16 protein-coding genes are annotated in these 14717 nt (G+C 69.8%); 11 read left to right on the plus strand and 5 right to left on the minus strand.

Annotated elements, in window-relative coordinates; genetic code table 11:
* The first annotated feature begins 431 nt into the window (after window positions 1–431).
* Genes HPO96_RS30845 through HPO96_RS30890 form a run of 10 tightly spaced genes read left to right on the plus strand, consistent with a single transcriptional unit; the run spans window position 432 to window position 9360 of the window.
* On the plus strand, window positions 432–1154 hold the full coding sequence (locus HPO96_RS30845; RefSeq protein ID WP_171677905.1) for an SAF domain-containing protein: 723 nt from the start codon (window positions 432–434) through the stop codon (window positions 1152–1154).
* Window positions 1154–1948, plus strand: a complete 795-nt coding sequence (locus HPO96_RS30850; RefSeq protein ID WP_171677906.1) for a CpaE/TadZ family protein — start codon at window positions 1154–1156, stop codon at window positions 1946–1948. Before HPO96_RS30845 ends, HPO96_RS30850 begins: the two co-directional genes overlap by 1 nt.
* Window positions 1948–3255 carry a TadA family conjugal transfer-associated ATPase gene (locus HPO96_RS30855; RefSeq protein ID WP_171677907.1) on the plus strand — a complete coding sequence of 436 codons (1308 nt, stop codon included), beginning with the start codon at window positions 1948–1950 and terminating at the stop codon, window positions 3253–3255. The genes HPO96_RS30850 and HPO96_RS30855 overlap by 1 nt, the downstream gene beginning before the upstream one ends.
* Window positions 3252–4136 (plus strand): type II secretion system F family protein, encoded by an 885-nt coding sequence (locus tag HPO96_RS30860; protein WP_171677908.1) that lies wholly within the window; start codon window positions 3252–3254, stop codon window positions 4134–4136. Before HPO96_RS30855 ends, HPO96_RS30860 begins: the two co-directional genes overlap by 4 nt.
* Window positions 4133–5050: a type II secretion system F family protein gene (locus tag HPO96_RS30865; protein WP_171677909.1), complete on the plus strand. Its 918-nt coding sequence runs from the start codon at window positions 4133–4135 to the stop codon at window positions 5048–5050. Before HPO96_RS30860 ends, HPO96_RS30865 begins: the two co-directional genes overlap by 4 nt.
* A 28-nt stretch (window positions 5051–5078) precedes the next feature.
* The gene (locus tag HPO96_RS30870; protein WP_171677774.1) at window positions 5079–5282 is read left to right on the plus strand and encodes a hypothetical protein; all 204 of its coding nucleotides are present in this window, start codon (window positions 5079–5081) and stop codon (window positions 5280–5282) included.
* 10 nt (window positions 5283–5292) lie between these two features.
* Window positions 5293–5703: a TadE/TadG family type IV pilus assembly protein gene (locus HPO96_RS30875; RefSeq protein WP_171677910.1), complete on the plus strand. Its 411-nt coding sequence runs from the start codon at window positions 5293–5295 to the stop codon at window positions 5701–5703.
* Window positions 5690–6115 (plus strand): TadE/TadG family type IV pilus assembly protein, encoded by a 426-nt coding sequence (locus HPO96_RS30880; protein ID WP_337796880.1) that lies wholly within the window; start codon window positions 5690–5692, stop codon window positions 6113–6115. Before HPO96_RS30875 ends, HPO96_RS30880 begins: the two co-directional genes overlap by 14 nt.
* A complete protein-coding gene (locus HPO96_RS30885) occupies window positions 6112–6534 on the plus strand; it encodes a pilus assembly protein TadG-related protein (protein WP_171677911.1) in 423 nt (140 codons plus the stop codon). The genes HPO96_RS30880 and HPO96_RS30885 overlap by 4 nt, the downstream gene beginning before the upstream one ends.
* A gap of 12 nt (window positions 6535–6546) precedes the next feature.
* The gene (locus HPO96_RS30890) at window positions 6547–9360 is read left to right on the plus strand and encodes a BTAD domain-containing putative transcriptional regulator (RefSeq protein WP_171677912.1); all 2814 of its coding nucleotides are present in this window, start codon (window positions 6547–6549) and stop codon (window positions 9358–9360) included.
* On the opposite strand, the gene HPO96_RS30895 is transcribed toward HPO96_RS30890, so the two are convergent.
* From HPO96_RS30895 to HPO96_RS30915, 5 genes are all read right to left on the minus strand, one after another.
* Window positions 9269–9985 (minus strand): DUF998 domain-containing protein, encoded by a 717-nt coding sequence (locus HPO96_RS30895; protein WP_171677913.1) that lies wholly within the window; start codon window positions 9983–9985, stop codon window positions 9269–9271. The two genes, HPO96_RS30890 and HPO96_RS30895, sit on opposite strands and share 92 nt — an antisense overlap.
* A 76-nt stretch (window positions 9986–10061) precedes the next feature.
* Window positions 10062–10700: a hypothetical protein gene (locus HPO96_RS30900; RefSeq protein ID WP_171677914.1), complete on the minus strand. Its 639-nt coding sequence runs from the start codon at window positions 10698–10700 to the stop codon at window positions 10062–10064.
* 39 nt (window positions 10701–10739) lie between these two features.
* Window positions 10740–11351 (minus strand): ATP-binding protein, encoded by a 612-nt coding sequence (locus HPO96_RS30905; RefSeq protein WP_171677915.1) that lies wholly within the window; start codon window positions 11349–11351, stop codon window positions 10740–10742.
* A gap of 120 nt (window positions 11352–11471) precedes the next feature.
* Window positions 11472–12260, minus strand: a complete 789-nt coding sequence (locus tag HPO96_RS30910; RefSeq protein WP_171677916.1) for a phosphotransferase — start codon at window positions 12258–12260, stop codon at window positions 11472–11474.
* Complete coding sequence (locus tag HPO96_RS30915) at window positions 12253–13209, minus strand: sugar-binding transcriptional regulator (RefSeq protein ID WP_202886630.1); 957 nt, start codon at window positions 13207–13209, stop codon at window positions 12253–12255. Before HPO96_RS30915 ends, HPO96_RS30910 begins: the two co-directional genes overlap by 8 nt.
* 141 nt (window positions 13210–13350) lie before the next feature.
* On the opposite strand from HPO96_RS30915, the gene HPO96_RS30920 reads away from it, so the two are divergent.
* Window positions 13351–14715: an ABC transporter substrate-binding protein gene (locus HPO96_RS30920; protein ID WP_337796881.1), complete on the plus strand. Its 1365-nt coding sequence runs from the start codon at window positions 13351–13353 to the stop codon at window positions 14713–14715.
* Window positions 14716–14717: the final 2 nt, after the last annotated feature.

Genomic DNA, 14717 nt, shown 5'->3' on the forward strand with positions numbered 1-14717 from the left:
CCAGACACCCGGCAATACCTGCTCAGGGCATCAATCCGCAGCCTGACAGCTCCCGAGTAACACCCGCAACCAGGCTGCACTTTGTTGCAATGCGCACCCGGCGCCGCGCGGCCGAGGCGATGAAACCTTTGCAGGAAGGTGCAAAGGGTGCCGGATCCGGGACCGGATGGCAGTGTCAACGTTTACCATGTGCGCGGCTGGACGGCGGATTCCGTCGCGCGCTCAGCCGTGCTCCGGGGCTGCGATCGACAACTGTTCGTGTTCGATCGATTGCGGCTCGTGGGCTAGGATTCAGAGGTTCGGCTGGGCGGATCGAGCTGGGCCTGGTGGGTCTGGTCCGGTCGGGCACTAGGGTCGGACGGGACGCCAGACGGGGGCGAGCTGCGCCGGAACGGTTCAGAGTTGCCCTGCGATTTCGAGGAGCGGGGCAGATGTCCACGAGCACCGGCAGGGAAGCGGTCGACCGGCAGCGGCAGCGGGCCGAGCGTGGGGTCGGGACGACTCGTGGGCCCGGCGGAAAGCTGCCGACGAACTCGGCGCGGCGGCGGCCGGCGGTTGCGGCCCTGGCCGCATTGCTGATCGTGGGCGGGGCGCTGATCGCCGGATTGCTGGCGATCCGGATGGACGAGCGCCAGGCGGTCGTACAGGTTCGCGAGAACATCGGCGTCGGGCAGCGGATCACCCGGGCGGACCTGGCCGAGACCCGGGTGGCGGGTGACTCGCTCCGTGTCGTCCGGGTCGATCAGGTGGATCAGATCCTCAACCGGTACGCCAAGGTCAACATGCTCAAGGGGCAGCTGCTCGATCCGCAGCAGACGACCGCCGAGGCGCCGATCGCCGACGGCAAGGCGGAGGTCGGCATCGTGCTGGTCGGCGGCCGGGTGCCCGCCGGCGGGCTGCTGAAAGGCGATCTGGTCGAGCTGGTGAAGATCGGGAACGGCACCACGGCGCCGGTGACGATCGGCACCGGGACGGTGCTCGACGTACCGAAGCCGGCCGCCACCGGGTCGGGGCTGGGTGACAAGGCAACCACCGCGCAGAGCGCGACGGTGCTGGTGGAGCGGTCCCTGGTCAAGGCGATTACTGATGCCTCAGGCAACAATCGGATCGCGGCGGCCGTCCTCAAGCGCGGTACGTCGGTGGAGCCGAAGTAATGGGCCTCTTCGTCCTGGCTGCGGCCAAGGGTTCTCCAGGCGTCACGACGGCCGCCGTCGCGCTGGCCGGAGCCTGGCCGGGTGATCCGATCCTGGCCGACCTCGATCCGGCCGGTGGCGACATCGCGTTGCGGTACCGCGACCAGGCCGGCGTACCACTGGACTCGGAGCGCGGTCTGCTTTCGCTGGGAGCGGCGGTGCGCCGGGGGAGCACCGAGGTGCAGCTCGCCGACCACGTGCAGATGCTGTCCGGTGGTCTCGAGGTGCTGGTCGGGGTGACTTCGCCCAGTCAGGTGCAAGGCCTCGGGCCGGCCTGGCAACATCTGGCGCGGCTGTTCCGGAGCGTGCCGGGCCGGGACGTGATCGCCGATTGCGGCCGGCTGATGCCCGGGTCCGCGACGGTCCCGGTGTTGCAGAATGCTGATGCGCTGCTGCTGATCGCGCGACCGACCGTCGAGGGGCTGTCCCATCTGCGGGAGTGGATCCGCGGCTTCTCCGAGGTGCTCCGGCTGGGCACGTACGACGCCGTACCGGTCGGTGTCGCGCTGATCGCGTCGTACCGGGACACCCACGTCGTGGGTGAAGTGCAGGCAATCCTGGATCGGGCCCGGCTGCAGGCCACCGTGCTCGGTGTGCTGGCCGAGGACGTGAAGGCCGCAGCGGCGATCCGGGCCGGTGCCGGGCGCAAGGCCAGGGCGTCGTTGCTGGTGCGTTCGGCAGCCGATCTGACCGAGCGGCTCCGCAGAATCGCGCTGCAGAACGCCAAGGCTGCCGAGAGCTGGGGGGTGGCCTGATGGATCAGTCGCTGGTCCGGCGGTTGCGCGAAGAGGTCGCGGAGGTGCTCGCCCGGCAGCGCCGGGAGGACACGGCCAACGGTCTGCCGCAGATGACCGCCGAGGACGAACGTCAGTTCGCCCGAGCCGTCGTCGGCCGGGTCCTCGAGACGCATGCCCGTGGCGAGATCGCGTCCGGTCGCACTCCACCGAGTGCGCTCGAGGAGCAGGAGCTCGCCGACGGGATCCACGCCGCGCTGTTCGGCGTCGGCCGGCTGCAGCCGCTGCTCGACGATCCGATGGTCGAGAACGTCGACATCAACGGCTGCGACCGGGTCTTCGTCGGGTACGCCGACGGCCGGGAAGAGATCGGGCAGCCGGTCGCGGATTCCGATGACGAACTGGTCGAGCTGATCCAGACCCTGGCGGCGTACTCGGGCCTGGCCAGCCGTCCGTTCGACTCGGCCAACCCGCAGCTCGACCTGCGGCTGCCGGACGGGAGCCGGCTCTCGGCGTTGATGGGGGTGTGTGCGCGGCCGTCGCTGTCGATCCGGCGGGCGCGGCTGTCCCGGGTGAGCCTGGACATGCTGGTCGAGTACGGCACGATGTCGCCGGAGCTGGCGTCGTTCCTGTCCGCCGCGGTCGCGGCCCGCAAGAACATCATGATCGCCGGTGCGACCAACGCCGGCAAGACGACCCTGCTGCGGGCGCTGGCCAACGAGATCCCGCCCGACGAGCGCCTGGTCACCATCGAGCGGGCGCTCGAGCTCGGCCTGGGTGAGTACGAGGACCTGCATCCGAACGTGCTCTCGCTGGAGGAGCGGCTGCCGAACTCCGAAGGCCACGGCGCGATCGTGATGGCGGATCTGGTCCGCCGCAGCCTGCGGATGAACCCCAGCCGGGTGATCGTCGGTGAGGTGCTGGGCGACGAGATCGTCACGATGCTGAACGCGATGAGCCAGGGCAACGACGGCTCGCTGTCGACGATCCACGCGAACTCCTCGCTGGAGGTCTTCAACCGGATCTGCACTTACGCGATCCAGTCGGCCGAACGGCTGCCGGCCGACGCGACGATGATGCTGATCGCGGGCGCCATCGACTTCGTGGTGTTCGTCGAGCGCCGTAACGAGTTCGCGGCCGGTGGTGAGCTGCGCCGGATCGTCACGTCGGTGCGCGAGGTGAATGGCGTCGACGGCCGGGTGCTGTCCAGCGAGATCTTCCGGGCCGGACCGGACGGCGTGATCATGCCCGCCGCGCCGATCAGTTGCCTGCCCGAACTGCAGGCAGTCGGCTACCGCGGCTCGGCCCCGGCGGGGTGGGCCTCGTGACGGCTCCGTCGGCGACGCTGCTGTTGATCATCCTGCTCGGCGGGCTGGTCGGCGGCGGCGTCTTGCTTCTGGTCCTGGCGCTGATCCCACGTGCGGAGGACCCGGAGCTGAAGCCGCCGTCTGCGCTGACGGCGGCGCTCCGCCGGGCCGGCCTGCGGCTACCGATCGCCATCGGCGTCGGGCTGTTGATCCTGTTGCTCACCAGGTGGCCGGTGGCCGCCGCGGCGACGGGCGTGCTGGTGTTCGTCTGGCCCGCGCTGTTCGGCGGCGCGGCCGCGGAGGCGAAGGCGATCGCCCGGCTCGAGGGGCTGGCAGGCTGGACGGAGTCGCTGCGAGACACGGTGGCCGGCGCGGTCGGTCTCGAACAGGCGATCCCGGCCACGGCGTACGCCGCCTCGCCGGCGATCTCCAGAGAGCTGACCGCCCTGGCAGACCGGCTGCGGGTACGCGTTCCGCTGCCGCAGGCCTTGCAGCGGTTCGCCGATGAGATGAACGATTCCAGCGTCGACCTGATCGTCGCGAGCCTGATCCTGAACTCCAGGCTCCGCGGACCCGGACTGCGTGAGGTGCTCACCTCGCTGTCGGAGTCGGCCCGCGCCGCGCTGGACATGCGGCAGCGGGTGAATGCCGGCCGGCGCAGCACCCGGCGCAGTGTCCAGATCGTCATGGCTGTCACGGTTGTGGTCGTGCTCGGGCTGTCGCTGTTCAACAAGCCGTACGTTCAGCCCTATTCGACCCCGGTCGGCCAGTTCGTGCTGCTGATCATTCTCGGGCTGTTCGCGGTCGGCTTCTTCTGGCTCCGGCGGCTGTCAACGTTCGAGATGCCCGAACGCTTTCTGCACGCCCGGGACCGGGTGCCGGAGCGGGGTGCGGTGCGATGACGCTGGTGATGCTGGCCGGTGCGATGGTCGGTGCGGGCCTACTGCTCTTGATCCGGTTCCTCGGCAGCTCGGCTCCGAGCGGCGCCGCCGGGCTGCTGCAACTGGACGCGGACCGGCGGCGCTACCGCCGCGAGGTGAGCTTGACCGCGGATCGCAGGCACCAGGAGGAGTCGCTGCGGATGCGGCGGCTCGGGTCCGGTCTGCGTCGGGCACTCGATGCCCGCGGCATCCAATTGCCGACGTCGGTCCGCGCCGACCTCGGGATCGCCGGCCGGTCTCTGGAGGCCCACCTGGCGAGCAGCCTGGTGGGCGCGCTGGCCGGTTTCGTGGTCCCCTTCTTCCTGCTGCTGCCGGTCAGCGTCGTCACCGGGAGCCTGCCGGGGATCGTGCCGATCTGGCTGGCGGTCGTCGGGGCGGTGGCCGGCGCGATCCTGCCGACGGTCCAGTTGCGGGCCGTCGCGGCCGACCGGCGACGGGACTTCCGCCACGTGGTCAGCTCGTTCCTGGATTTGGTCGCGATGAACCTGGCCGGTGGCCGCGGCGTACCGGAGGCGTTGTCGTCGGCGGCCGGGATCAGCGACGGGTGGGCATTCGTCCGGATCCGGGACACTCTCGAAACGGCGCGGTTACAGGGTGTCACCCCGTGGGCGGCGCTCGGCGAGCTCGGCGAGGAGGTCTCGCTCGACGAGCTACGGGATCTTTCGGCCGCGCTGGCCCTGGTCGCCGAGGACGGCGCCAAGGTCCGCGACTCACTGGTCGCCCGGGCGGTCTCGATGCGCCGCCGAGAACTCGCCGACACCGAAGGCCGCGCGCAGGCGCGGTCCCAATCCATGCTGATGGCCCAGATGTTGTTGTGCGTGGGATTTCTGCTGTTCCTGACCTATCCAGCGGTAGCCCGTGTGGTCGGGCTGTGAGCCCGGACCGCACCGAGGAGTGATCGACATGTTCAACCCCACCAACCAGGCATTCGTTCTGCTCAAGATTCTGGTCGAAGGCCGGATCCAGCATGCCCGCCGGTCACAGCGGGGTGCCTCCGCAGTCGAATGGGTGCTGATCTCGGCGCTGCTGATCGGGATCGCCATCGCCGTCGGCGCGATCATCCTGGACAAGCTGACCGGCAAGGCCGAGAACCTCGACCTGGGCTGACCGGACACCGATGAAATTTTCCGGCCGGGAGCAGGCCCGCCGTCGGCGCGACGAGCGCGGTGCGAGCAGCATCGAGCTCGTTCTCTACATGCCCATTCTGATGCTCGCGATCTTCCTGACGATCCAGCTGTCGCTGATCTACCTGGGCAACCAGGCCGCGTCCGCAGCGGCCCGGGAGACCGCTCGGGTCGCCCGGACCACCTTGGACGCGGGTCAGGCCGAGGCCGCCGGGATCGCCTACACCGCCAAGATCGGGAAGGGCATCCTGGAGGACGTGCGGGTGGTCGTCAGCCCGGTCGGCACCGAGCAGGTGCGGGTCGAGGTGACCGGTCACGCGCAGAAGATCACACCGTTCGTCGACCCGCCGACCGTGACCCAGGTCGTCCAGGCGCCGCTGGAGGAATTCCGTGCGGACGACTGAGTGGCGACTGCGCCGGCAGCGCGGCGACCGGGGCTCGATGGCCGTCGAGATCGTCCTGCTCGCGCCGCTGATGGTCGCGTTCATGATGCTGGTCGTCGCCGGTGGCCGGTACGTCGCTGTCCGCGGTGACATCGAGGCCACGACCCGGGACGCCGTCCGCGCGGCCACGCTCGAGAAAGAGGAAGGCGATGCGCTGGCCGTCGTCGCCGAGATCGCCGCCGCCTCGTTGCAGGACGTCGGCGCGTGTTCTGGTCCGGAGCTGAGCGGCAACTTCGTGTCCGGCGGCATGCTGACGGTCACGATCAGCTGTGAGGTCTCGTACGACGGTCTCGGGCTGATCGGCCTGCCCGGCTCGAAGACGGTGACGATCAGCAGTTCGGCACCGATCGACACCTATCGGAGGACGGGATGAGCCGGCTCGGCAGGCGGCGCCGTGACCAGCGTGGTTCGGCGACCATTTTCATGCTCGGTTTCGCCACGGTGCTGATGGTCGGCGCCGGCATCGTGATCGACGGCGGTCTGGCGCTGAACAAACGCAGCCAACTGACCGACGACACGGAGCAGGCGGCCCGCTCGGCCGCGAACGCGATCGACGTTCCCACCCTGCGCGACACCGGGCTGATCCGGGTCGACCCGGATCAGGCCACAGCGGTGGCCACCGACTTCCTCAGCGCGCGCGGCTACACGGATATCTCGGTGGTTGTGGACGGCAACGAAGTGAGCGCGTCCGCGCAGTCGAGCGTCGACACGGCGATCCTGTCGCTGATCGGGATCAACACCTTCACGATCCGCGGTGCGGCCACCGCGGTGCCCCAGATCGGGATCGGCTAGGAGACGACCAGCATGACGACCCAGCGACCCCGGCCCGAGCGGTTCACCGAGGCACCGGATCCAGGCCGCTTCCACCAGGAGCCGCCGGTGGAGCGTCGGTCCACGGCGACGGCCGCTCTGGCTGCCCTGGCGCTGCTGCTGCTCGTGATCGGCGTGCCGGTCGCGCTCTTGCTGCTGACCGGAGCCCCGCCGTTCCCGCACGGCTGGCCGAGCCGCGAGGACCTGACGGCGCCGATCGGTGTCGACGCCGTGCTCACCGTCCTGCGGGCTGTCGTCTGGCTGGCCTGGTTGCACTTCACCTGCTGCGTGCTCGCCGAGTTCGTCAGCGCGGTCCGCGGCCGCGGCGTGCCGCGAGCGATTCCGCTCGGCGGTGGGAGTCAGCGGCTGGCCAGGGTCCTGGTCGGCGCTCTGCTGCTGACCGGGATCGCGGCCGGTCAGGCTGGTGCGGTGACGGCGGGCGTCGGCGTCCCGGTCACGCCGAAGTCGTCGGTCTCGATCTCCGCCGGTACCCAGGCCGACAAGCCGGCCACCGAGCAGCGGATCGACCTCGATCGGTTCACACCCCAGGAGTCGGGGAAGGTCACCAGCAAGGACCCGCTGGCGGGTAAGAAGGTGTACGTCGTGAAAGCGCCGCACGGGCACCGTCACGACAGCCTGTGGGACATCGCGGACAAGCATCTGGGCGATGGCCGGCGCTACAAGGAGATCTACGAGCTCAACAAGGAGCGGGTGCAGCCCGACGGCCGCCACCTGCACCTTGCCCGGCTGATCCAGCCGGGCTGGACGCTGATCATGCCCGAGGACGCCACTGGGGTCGAGCGACAGCCGGTCGAGTCGGCGCCGACGCCGGTCCGGACGGCCGACCCCCGGCCGGTCGACTCGCCGCAGCCTGGTGTGGACGCCCCAGACATCGAGCAAACCGGTGGCAGCGGTGCCGACGGCGCGGGTGGCTCCGGCCACCAGACGCCCACCGGCGGCGGCGAACACCAACCGGCCGGAGACAATGGGCACCAGGACTCGCGCTGGAGGTTGCCGAACGACCTGCTCGGCGGCGGACTCGTCGCGGCCGGCATCCTCGGGCTCCTGCTGACCGAGCGGTACCGGCGGCGCGGTCGCGACCCGGAGCCGGCCGCCGCGGTAGCCGAGGTGGCCTTGCGGGTTGGCTCCGACCCGGCCCGGTCGGAGGCCCTCGACCGGGCGCTGCGTGGTCTGGTCGGTCAGTGCGACGCGGCGGAGGTTCCACTGCCACCGTTGTTCGCCGCCGCGGTCGACGACTACGCGATCGAGCTCTTGCTGGCGCCGGCCCGCACGGACGCTCCGGCTCCGTGGCAAGCGCTCGACGACGGACGGCGATGGCGATTGGAGCGATCGGATGTCGCGGCCGACGCGACCGGCCCCGCGCCGTACCCCGCTCTGGTCTGTCTCGGTCGCGACCAGCACGAGCGCGACGTACTCGTCGACCTCGAGGCGGCCGGTGGTGCGCTGAGTGTCCGCGGCGACTCGGTCGTCGCCCGCGAGGTCGCGACGTCGGTCGCGGTGCAGCTGGCGACCAACCCGTGGGGTGATCTGCTCCAGGTGACCACCTCCGGTTTACCGGAATCCGTGGGCGAAGTGCTCGCCGACCGGCTCCGTGTGGTCCCGGACATCGATGCGGTACTCCCCGATTTCGAGCAGGGCGAGTCGACGGCCGAGGTGCTCAGTGGCCGGGTCACCCGGTCGGCTGACGCAGCGCCGCAGTACGTCGTCCTGGGCGCTCCGCCGGACGAGGACGCCGGGCGTCGGCTCGCGGTACTCGCGGCGCGGCCCCGGGCCGGGTTCGGGCTGATGGTCGCGGGCGAGGTGCCTGGTGCTCGGTGGCAGCTGCAGGTGGACGAGTCCGGCACGTTGCTGATTCCTGCGCTGGGGCTGGTGCTCTCGGCCAGTCGGCTGTCCGAACCGACTGTTGAGCTCGTGACCGAGCTGCTGGCTGCGGCCCGGGCGACGACCAGGCTTCCGTCGGAGAGCGGTAGCCGGGTTCGCGTTCCGGCCACTGGTAGCGCCGGCGACGACTCGAACTGGGTCACCGCGGCGGTCCGGGTCGGAGTCCTCGGGACGGTCGAGGTTCGGAGTCCGAACGCGATCGATGCCGAGCGGTGGCCGCTGGCGACGGAGATCGTCACGTTCCTGGCCCTGCATCCCGGCGGCGTGCACCCGAGCGTGCTGGGTGCGTCGGTCTGGCCCCGGGGTGTGACGTCGGAGGTTCGGGATCTGGCGGTCGAGCGGGTTCGGCAGTGGCTCGGTGTGGACTCGCAGGGCGGCCACCAGCTTCGCCTGGATCCGAACGGCCGGCTCTACCTCGGGCCTGAGGTGGCGGTCGACTGGGATTGTTTCTGCGACCTGGTCCGGCGCAGCCGCACCGCCCGGACGATCCGCGACGAGCGCGAACTCCTGCGTCGCGGTCTGCACCTCGTCCGCGGCCCGTTCCTGAGCGGCCGACCGCGCGGCGGCTACTCGTGGATCGCTCGTGTCCACCTTGAGCGCGTCGTACCGGATCTGGTTGTCGATACTGCCCATCGGCTGTTCGAGCTGACGTTGGGCGATGACGATCCGGCCGGTGCGGTCAGTGCCGCCCGCGCCGGGCTCAGACTTGCCTCAGGCTCCGATCTGCTGTGGCGTGACCTGCTGCAGGCCGAGCATCGGTACGGCGGAGTTGCGGCGGCGGAGGCTGTTGTCGAAGCGCTCGGAGAGCGGGTGGTCAGGCATGGTCTGGTGTTGAGCCCGGAGACTGAGGCGCTGATCGAGGAGCTGTGGCCGGCGGGGGCGAGTCGATCTCGTCATGTGTCTTGAGCGGGTCGGTGCGGAACAGGCGGAGGCCGGCGAGGGCTAGCCAGATTGGGATGCCGTAGGCGGTTAGGCGTTCCATGCCGCCGGTGCCGAGACCTAGGCCGGTGCCGGTGAAGTGTAGGAGCATTGCGGTGAGGCCGAGGGCGCCGAAGGTGAGGCCTGGCCGGCGGAGGTTGGCCAGGGGGCCGGTTCGGAGGAAGGCGGTCAGGAGTAGGGCCAGGTTGCCGCAGGTGAAGATGACGAAGGCTCCGCCGACTACGTGCAGGTTCTCGTTGACGTCGGCGGGGTAGAGGCCGGCGATGGTCCAGCCGATGCCGGTTGCTGTTAGCAACAGACGGATCAGCCAGCTGATCGCGGTGCGTGGCCAGGCGGCGTACGTCAGGATCGTGCCGAGGATGATCAGGACTCCGCCGGTGGTGAACGAGACGTTCATCAAGGTGTGTAGGGGTGAGCAGACGTAGCGGCCGCCGAAGTCGCCGCAGGAGACGTTGCCCAGGTCGCTGATGTTGTTGTGCGCCCAGCTGTACGGCGTTGTCCAGGCGAGCTCGACCAGTGTCATCACCAGGAAGAACTGCACCACCCCGACGAACCAGCCGACCGAGCCGCTCAAGATCCCTAATCGCTTCATTCACAGCACGTTACGAATCGCGCGGCAGGAGCGAACTACCCCGCGGGCTCCACCAGGGGTAGCCCGAACGCGACCGTCAGCCGGACTTGCTGGTGAGCCGAGCCTGCTGCTGAGCGGCCAGCGCGGTGATGAGCGCGGTGTCCGGCCGTACGTCGGTGCCCAGCGGGGCTGAGCCGTGGACGGACAGCTCGGCGACCAGGGAGCCGACGACGAAGCTCGCCTCGGCGACGGCCTCATTGCGCCCGTGGCTGCCGTCGTACCCGGATTGGGTGTCGCTGAGCGCGCCGGGGACACGGAAGGGGTGTTTGCGGGCGGTCTGGTACCAGCGACCTTCCTGGAGGGTCTTGGCCTTCGCTGGGGTCGCGGCCTTGAACAGTTGGACGACGTACCGCTGCTTCTTGTCCGGGCTGAGGCGGCTGGCCCGGTAGCCCTCGACGAACCCGGCGTTCAGCAGCAGGGCGCGGTCGAGCGCGGGGTCGGCGGAGTGCTCGGCCAGGAAGCTCGTGGCGGTGAAGGGCCCTGGGGCGCTCTTCGGGTCGGCAATGTAGCCGCGCGGGAGGACCGCGAGCCCGGCGAGTGGGCTTTTGACCGGTGCGACGCTCGGTTTCGGCACTTCGGCCGGACGTACCGCAGCGCCCGCGTCACTGCCGCAGCCGGTCAGACCGAGCAGCAGGGCGGTCACAACAGCGGCGATACCTGGCGCCGTGCGGTTCACCCGCCCAGCGAATCAGGATGAGGTGAACAACGGTCGAACTTAGGGCGTACCTCCCATGCGCTGTGATTCGGCCAACAAGGCGTCGATCCGGCGGCGAGCGGCCTTGGGGCGCAGCGGTTCGCACCCGGCCTCGACACAGCGCCGGATGACCTGTGGATCGTCACGGAGCAGCAGCAGACCGCGACGCAGCAGCGTGAACGGCGGTTTGCGGTGCTCGCGCAGATCCCGCTGGAAGCGGCGGAGGAAGGTCACCACCCGGTGGTGATAGACGCAGAACGCGGCCGCCAGCAGGCCGCGCTCCCGCAGCGCGCCGGTGATCTGGTCGGCGAAGATGCCTTCGGCAATGATCAGCGATGCGCCGCCGGTGCTGAACTCCTGGTGCCCGACCGTCCCGTCGGCGGCGATCTCGTAGATGGGCAGATCCGCGAACCCCGTCGTACAGAGCTGTTCCAGCGCTGCCACCGCGCGTTCGCCGTCCCAGGAGGCGGGGTCGTCCCAGTCCACGATGCCGAGCGGCGAGCGCGGCATCGCCTCGTCGTCGCCGTCCCGGTAGAAGTCGTCCAGCCGAACCACAGGCAGGCCGGTCAACTCGGCCAACCGGGACTTCCCGGCCCCCGAAGGCCCGGCCAGCAACACCACACGCGCACTCACCCGCCCCATTCTCCGACACGAACGACAGGAGGTGCCCCCTGGGGACCGCCGCTCCACCCCGAGCGCCCCGCTCCCGGGCCGCTCTACGCAGCCGACTACGTCCTGTCCTTGGGGCCGTGACTACTGCAACAGGGCGGCCTGGAGGGCTGGGGTCTGGTGGGTGAACCAGGTGTTGGTGCGGGTGGTTAGGTCGGCTTCGCCGGTGGTCCAGCGTTCGTGGAACCAGCGGTGGCCGTTGGCGGCGCCGCGGCGGACGTAGTCCATGCACCAGAGGTGGTTGGCGGCGGTGGCTTCGACGAGGCGGTGGCGGTCGGGTTCGTCGAGGCCGTAGGTGTCGGCGAAGCGGCGGAGGCGGCTGTGGGTCCGGCCGCGGCGGGCGTCGTGGATGTCGGCGTCCGGGCGGAGCGGGGCCCAGAGGCGGACGGCGGCGGCGACATCCCAGAGGGCGGAGCCGGGGCCGGCCAGGTCGAAGTCGATCAGGGCGACGGCGACGCCGTCCCGGAAGACGATGTTGTCCAGGTTCGGATCGTTGTGGCTGATCAGGCCGTCGACGTACGCCGGGGGCACCGGCTCGAGCCAGCTGAAACCGGCGGCCGGGAAGTCGGCGACCGCCGCGTGGTACTCGCGGAGCAGGATCGCGACGCTGTCCAGCGCGGCGTCCGTCATGGCCCACGCCGGGTACGGCGGTGTCACGGTCTCGCCGGGGAGGTAGGAAAGCACTTCCCGCCCCTGAGCGTCCACGTCGAGGAAACGCGGAGCACCCTCGAAACCGACCGACTCCAGATGGCGAAGGACCGCATGGACGGACGGGCTGCTGGCCCGGATCGGACGGCGGACAGTGTCGCGCACCCGAACGACCAGGCCGCGGTTCGCGGTGCCGCCGAGCAGAGGGGTTTCCACCTCATTCATTGTGGGCGTCGAGCAGCGCCCGGGCGAGCGGACTGTGCGTCACCAGGCCATTCACCAGCCCGCTGCGGACGGCGGCGCGCACGGCGTCCACCTTCGCCAACCCGTACGGGATCGCGATCACCTCGTCGATCGCGTTCATCTGCTCGGCGTTGATCGCGATCACCCGATCCGTCACCTTGCTCTGCACCGGGACGCCGTTCGCGTCGACGAAGACACCCGAGATATCGGCGACCACGCCCCGCTTCCGGAGCTGCTCACACGCGGTTTCGTCCATCGCGTCGTACAGCGTGGACTGGCCGGCCGCCCACGAGCCCAGCCCAACGACGGCCTTCGTCACCACATCGAAGTGGCTGATCGCGTCCGCGACCTCGGGCTGCTGGCGCAGAGCTCGCGCGGTGGTCGCATCCGGCACGACGAGCGGGGCGTAGAAGAGGTACGCCGGACCGCCGGACAACCGGGCCGTGTGCCGGACGAGCTCGACCGAGTTGGCTTCGACGTCCGGGCGGGTGAGGGCCCCGGTGAGCTGGACGACGGGCACGGTCGCGAGCGAGGTGAGCTGGTCGGTCATCGCGGTCACCGCGCGCGCCCAGGCCAGCCCGAGTACGTCGTCCGCGGTGACGATCTCGGTCAGCAGGTCGGCCGCGGCCTTACCCAGTTGGAGTCTGAGCGCGGCCGGGTCGTCCTCGGGGGTGTCGACGACGATCGCGCGGCGCAGGCCGAAGGTCTCCTGCAGCCGCGCGGACAGGTCGAGGTCGACGTTGCCCGGATGGCTGATCTCGATCCGGACCAGGCCGCTGCTGCGGGCCTGGTCGAGCAGCCGCGCGACCTTGAACCGGCTGAGCCGGAACTCGTCCGCGATCTCGACCTTGGACCGGCCGTCGACGTAGTACCGGCGTGCGATCGACGCCGTCAGCACCAGCTGTGCCGGTCCGCCCGCGATGGGCTCCATCCCGCCTCCCCAAACGTGTGCCGCTCATATGAGCGGGTCCCTGCACAGTGTGGCACAACCTCTTGACAGGTCAACCCCTACTCCGCTTCACTCGTGCCCAGTGAGCGGAGGCATGCTCAAATGAGCGGAGGAGTGTTGCTCGTGTCGAGACAGGGAAAGCGCGTCGGAGCGATCGCTGTCGCACTTCTGGTGAGTGCGACGAGCGGGTGCGCCGGCTGGGGCGGCGGGGCCGGCGGGGGTGGGGCCGACAGCATCAACGTGCTGATGGTGAACAACCCGCAGATGGTCGACCTGCAGCAGCTGACCGCCGACAACTTCACCAAGCAGACCGGGATCAAGGTGAACTTCACCGTGCTGCCCGAGAACGACGTCCGGGACAAGATCAGCCAGGAGTTCTCCAGCCAGGCCGGTCAGTACGACGTCGCGACCCTGAGCAACTTCGAGATCCCGATCTACGCCAAGAGCAAGTGGATCGCGCCGCTGTCCGATCACATCGCCAAGGACAGCGCCTTCGACCAGGACGACATCCTGAAGCCGATGACCGAGTCGCTGTCCGGCGAGGACGGCAAGATCTACGGTGAGCCGTTCTACGGCGAGTCGTCGTTCCTGATGTACCGCAAGGACGTGCTGGAGTCGAAGGGCGTCACGATGCCCGCCAAGCCGACCTGGCAGGAGGTCGCCGATATCGCGGCCAAGGTCGACAAGGCCCAGCCCGATATGCGCGGGATCTGCCTGCGCGGCCAGCCCGGCTGGGGCCAGCTCTTCGCGCCGCTCACCACGGTCGTGAACACCTTCGGCGGCACCTGGTTCACCCAGGACTGGCAGGCCCAGGTGAACTCGCCGGAGTTCACCGAGGCGACCAAGTTCTACGTCGACCTGGTCCGCAACCACGGCGAGGCGGGCGCGCCGCAGGCCGGGTTCACCGAGTGCCTGAACAACCTGATCCAGGGCAATGTCGCGATGTGGTACGACGCGACGTCGGCCGCCGGCTCGCTGGAGGCGCCGAACTCACCGGTCAAGGGGAAGATCGGATACGCGCCGGCGCCGGTCAAGGAGACCGACTCGTCGGGCTGGCTGTACGCGTGGGCCTGGAGCATCCAGCAGGCCAGCAAGAAACAGGACAACGCGTGGAAGTTCATCTCCTGGGCGTCCAGCAAGGAGTACGAGCAGCTGGTCGGCGAGAAGCTCGGCTGGTCCCGCGTCCCGGCCGGTAAGCGGGCGTCGACGTACGAGAACCCGGCGTACCTGCAGGAGGCCGGCTCCTTCGCGGCCCCGACCAAGGCGGCCATCGAGACCGCGGATCCGCGCAACCCGGGCACCCAGCCGCGGCCCGCGATCGGGATCCAGTTCGTCGACATCCCGGAGTTCCCGGATCTCGGCACCCAGGTCAGTCAGGACGTGAGCTCGGCGATTGCCGGGCGGATGACCGTCGAGGAAGCGCTGAAACGCGGGCAGGTGCTCGCCGACGACGTCGCGGAGCGGTATCGCTCGCGCGCGGCGAAGTGAGG

Origin of the sequence: Kribbella sandramycini, from assembly GCF_013131805.1 — a bacterium.
Lineage (GTDB): Bacteria > Actinomycetota > Actinomycetes > Propionibacteriales > Kribbellaceae > Kribbella > Kribbella sandramycini.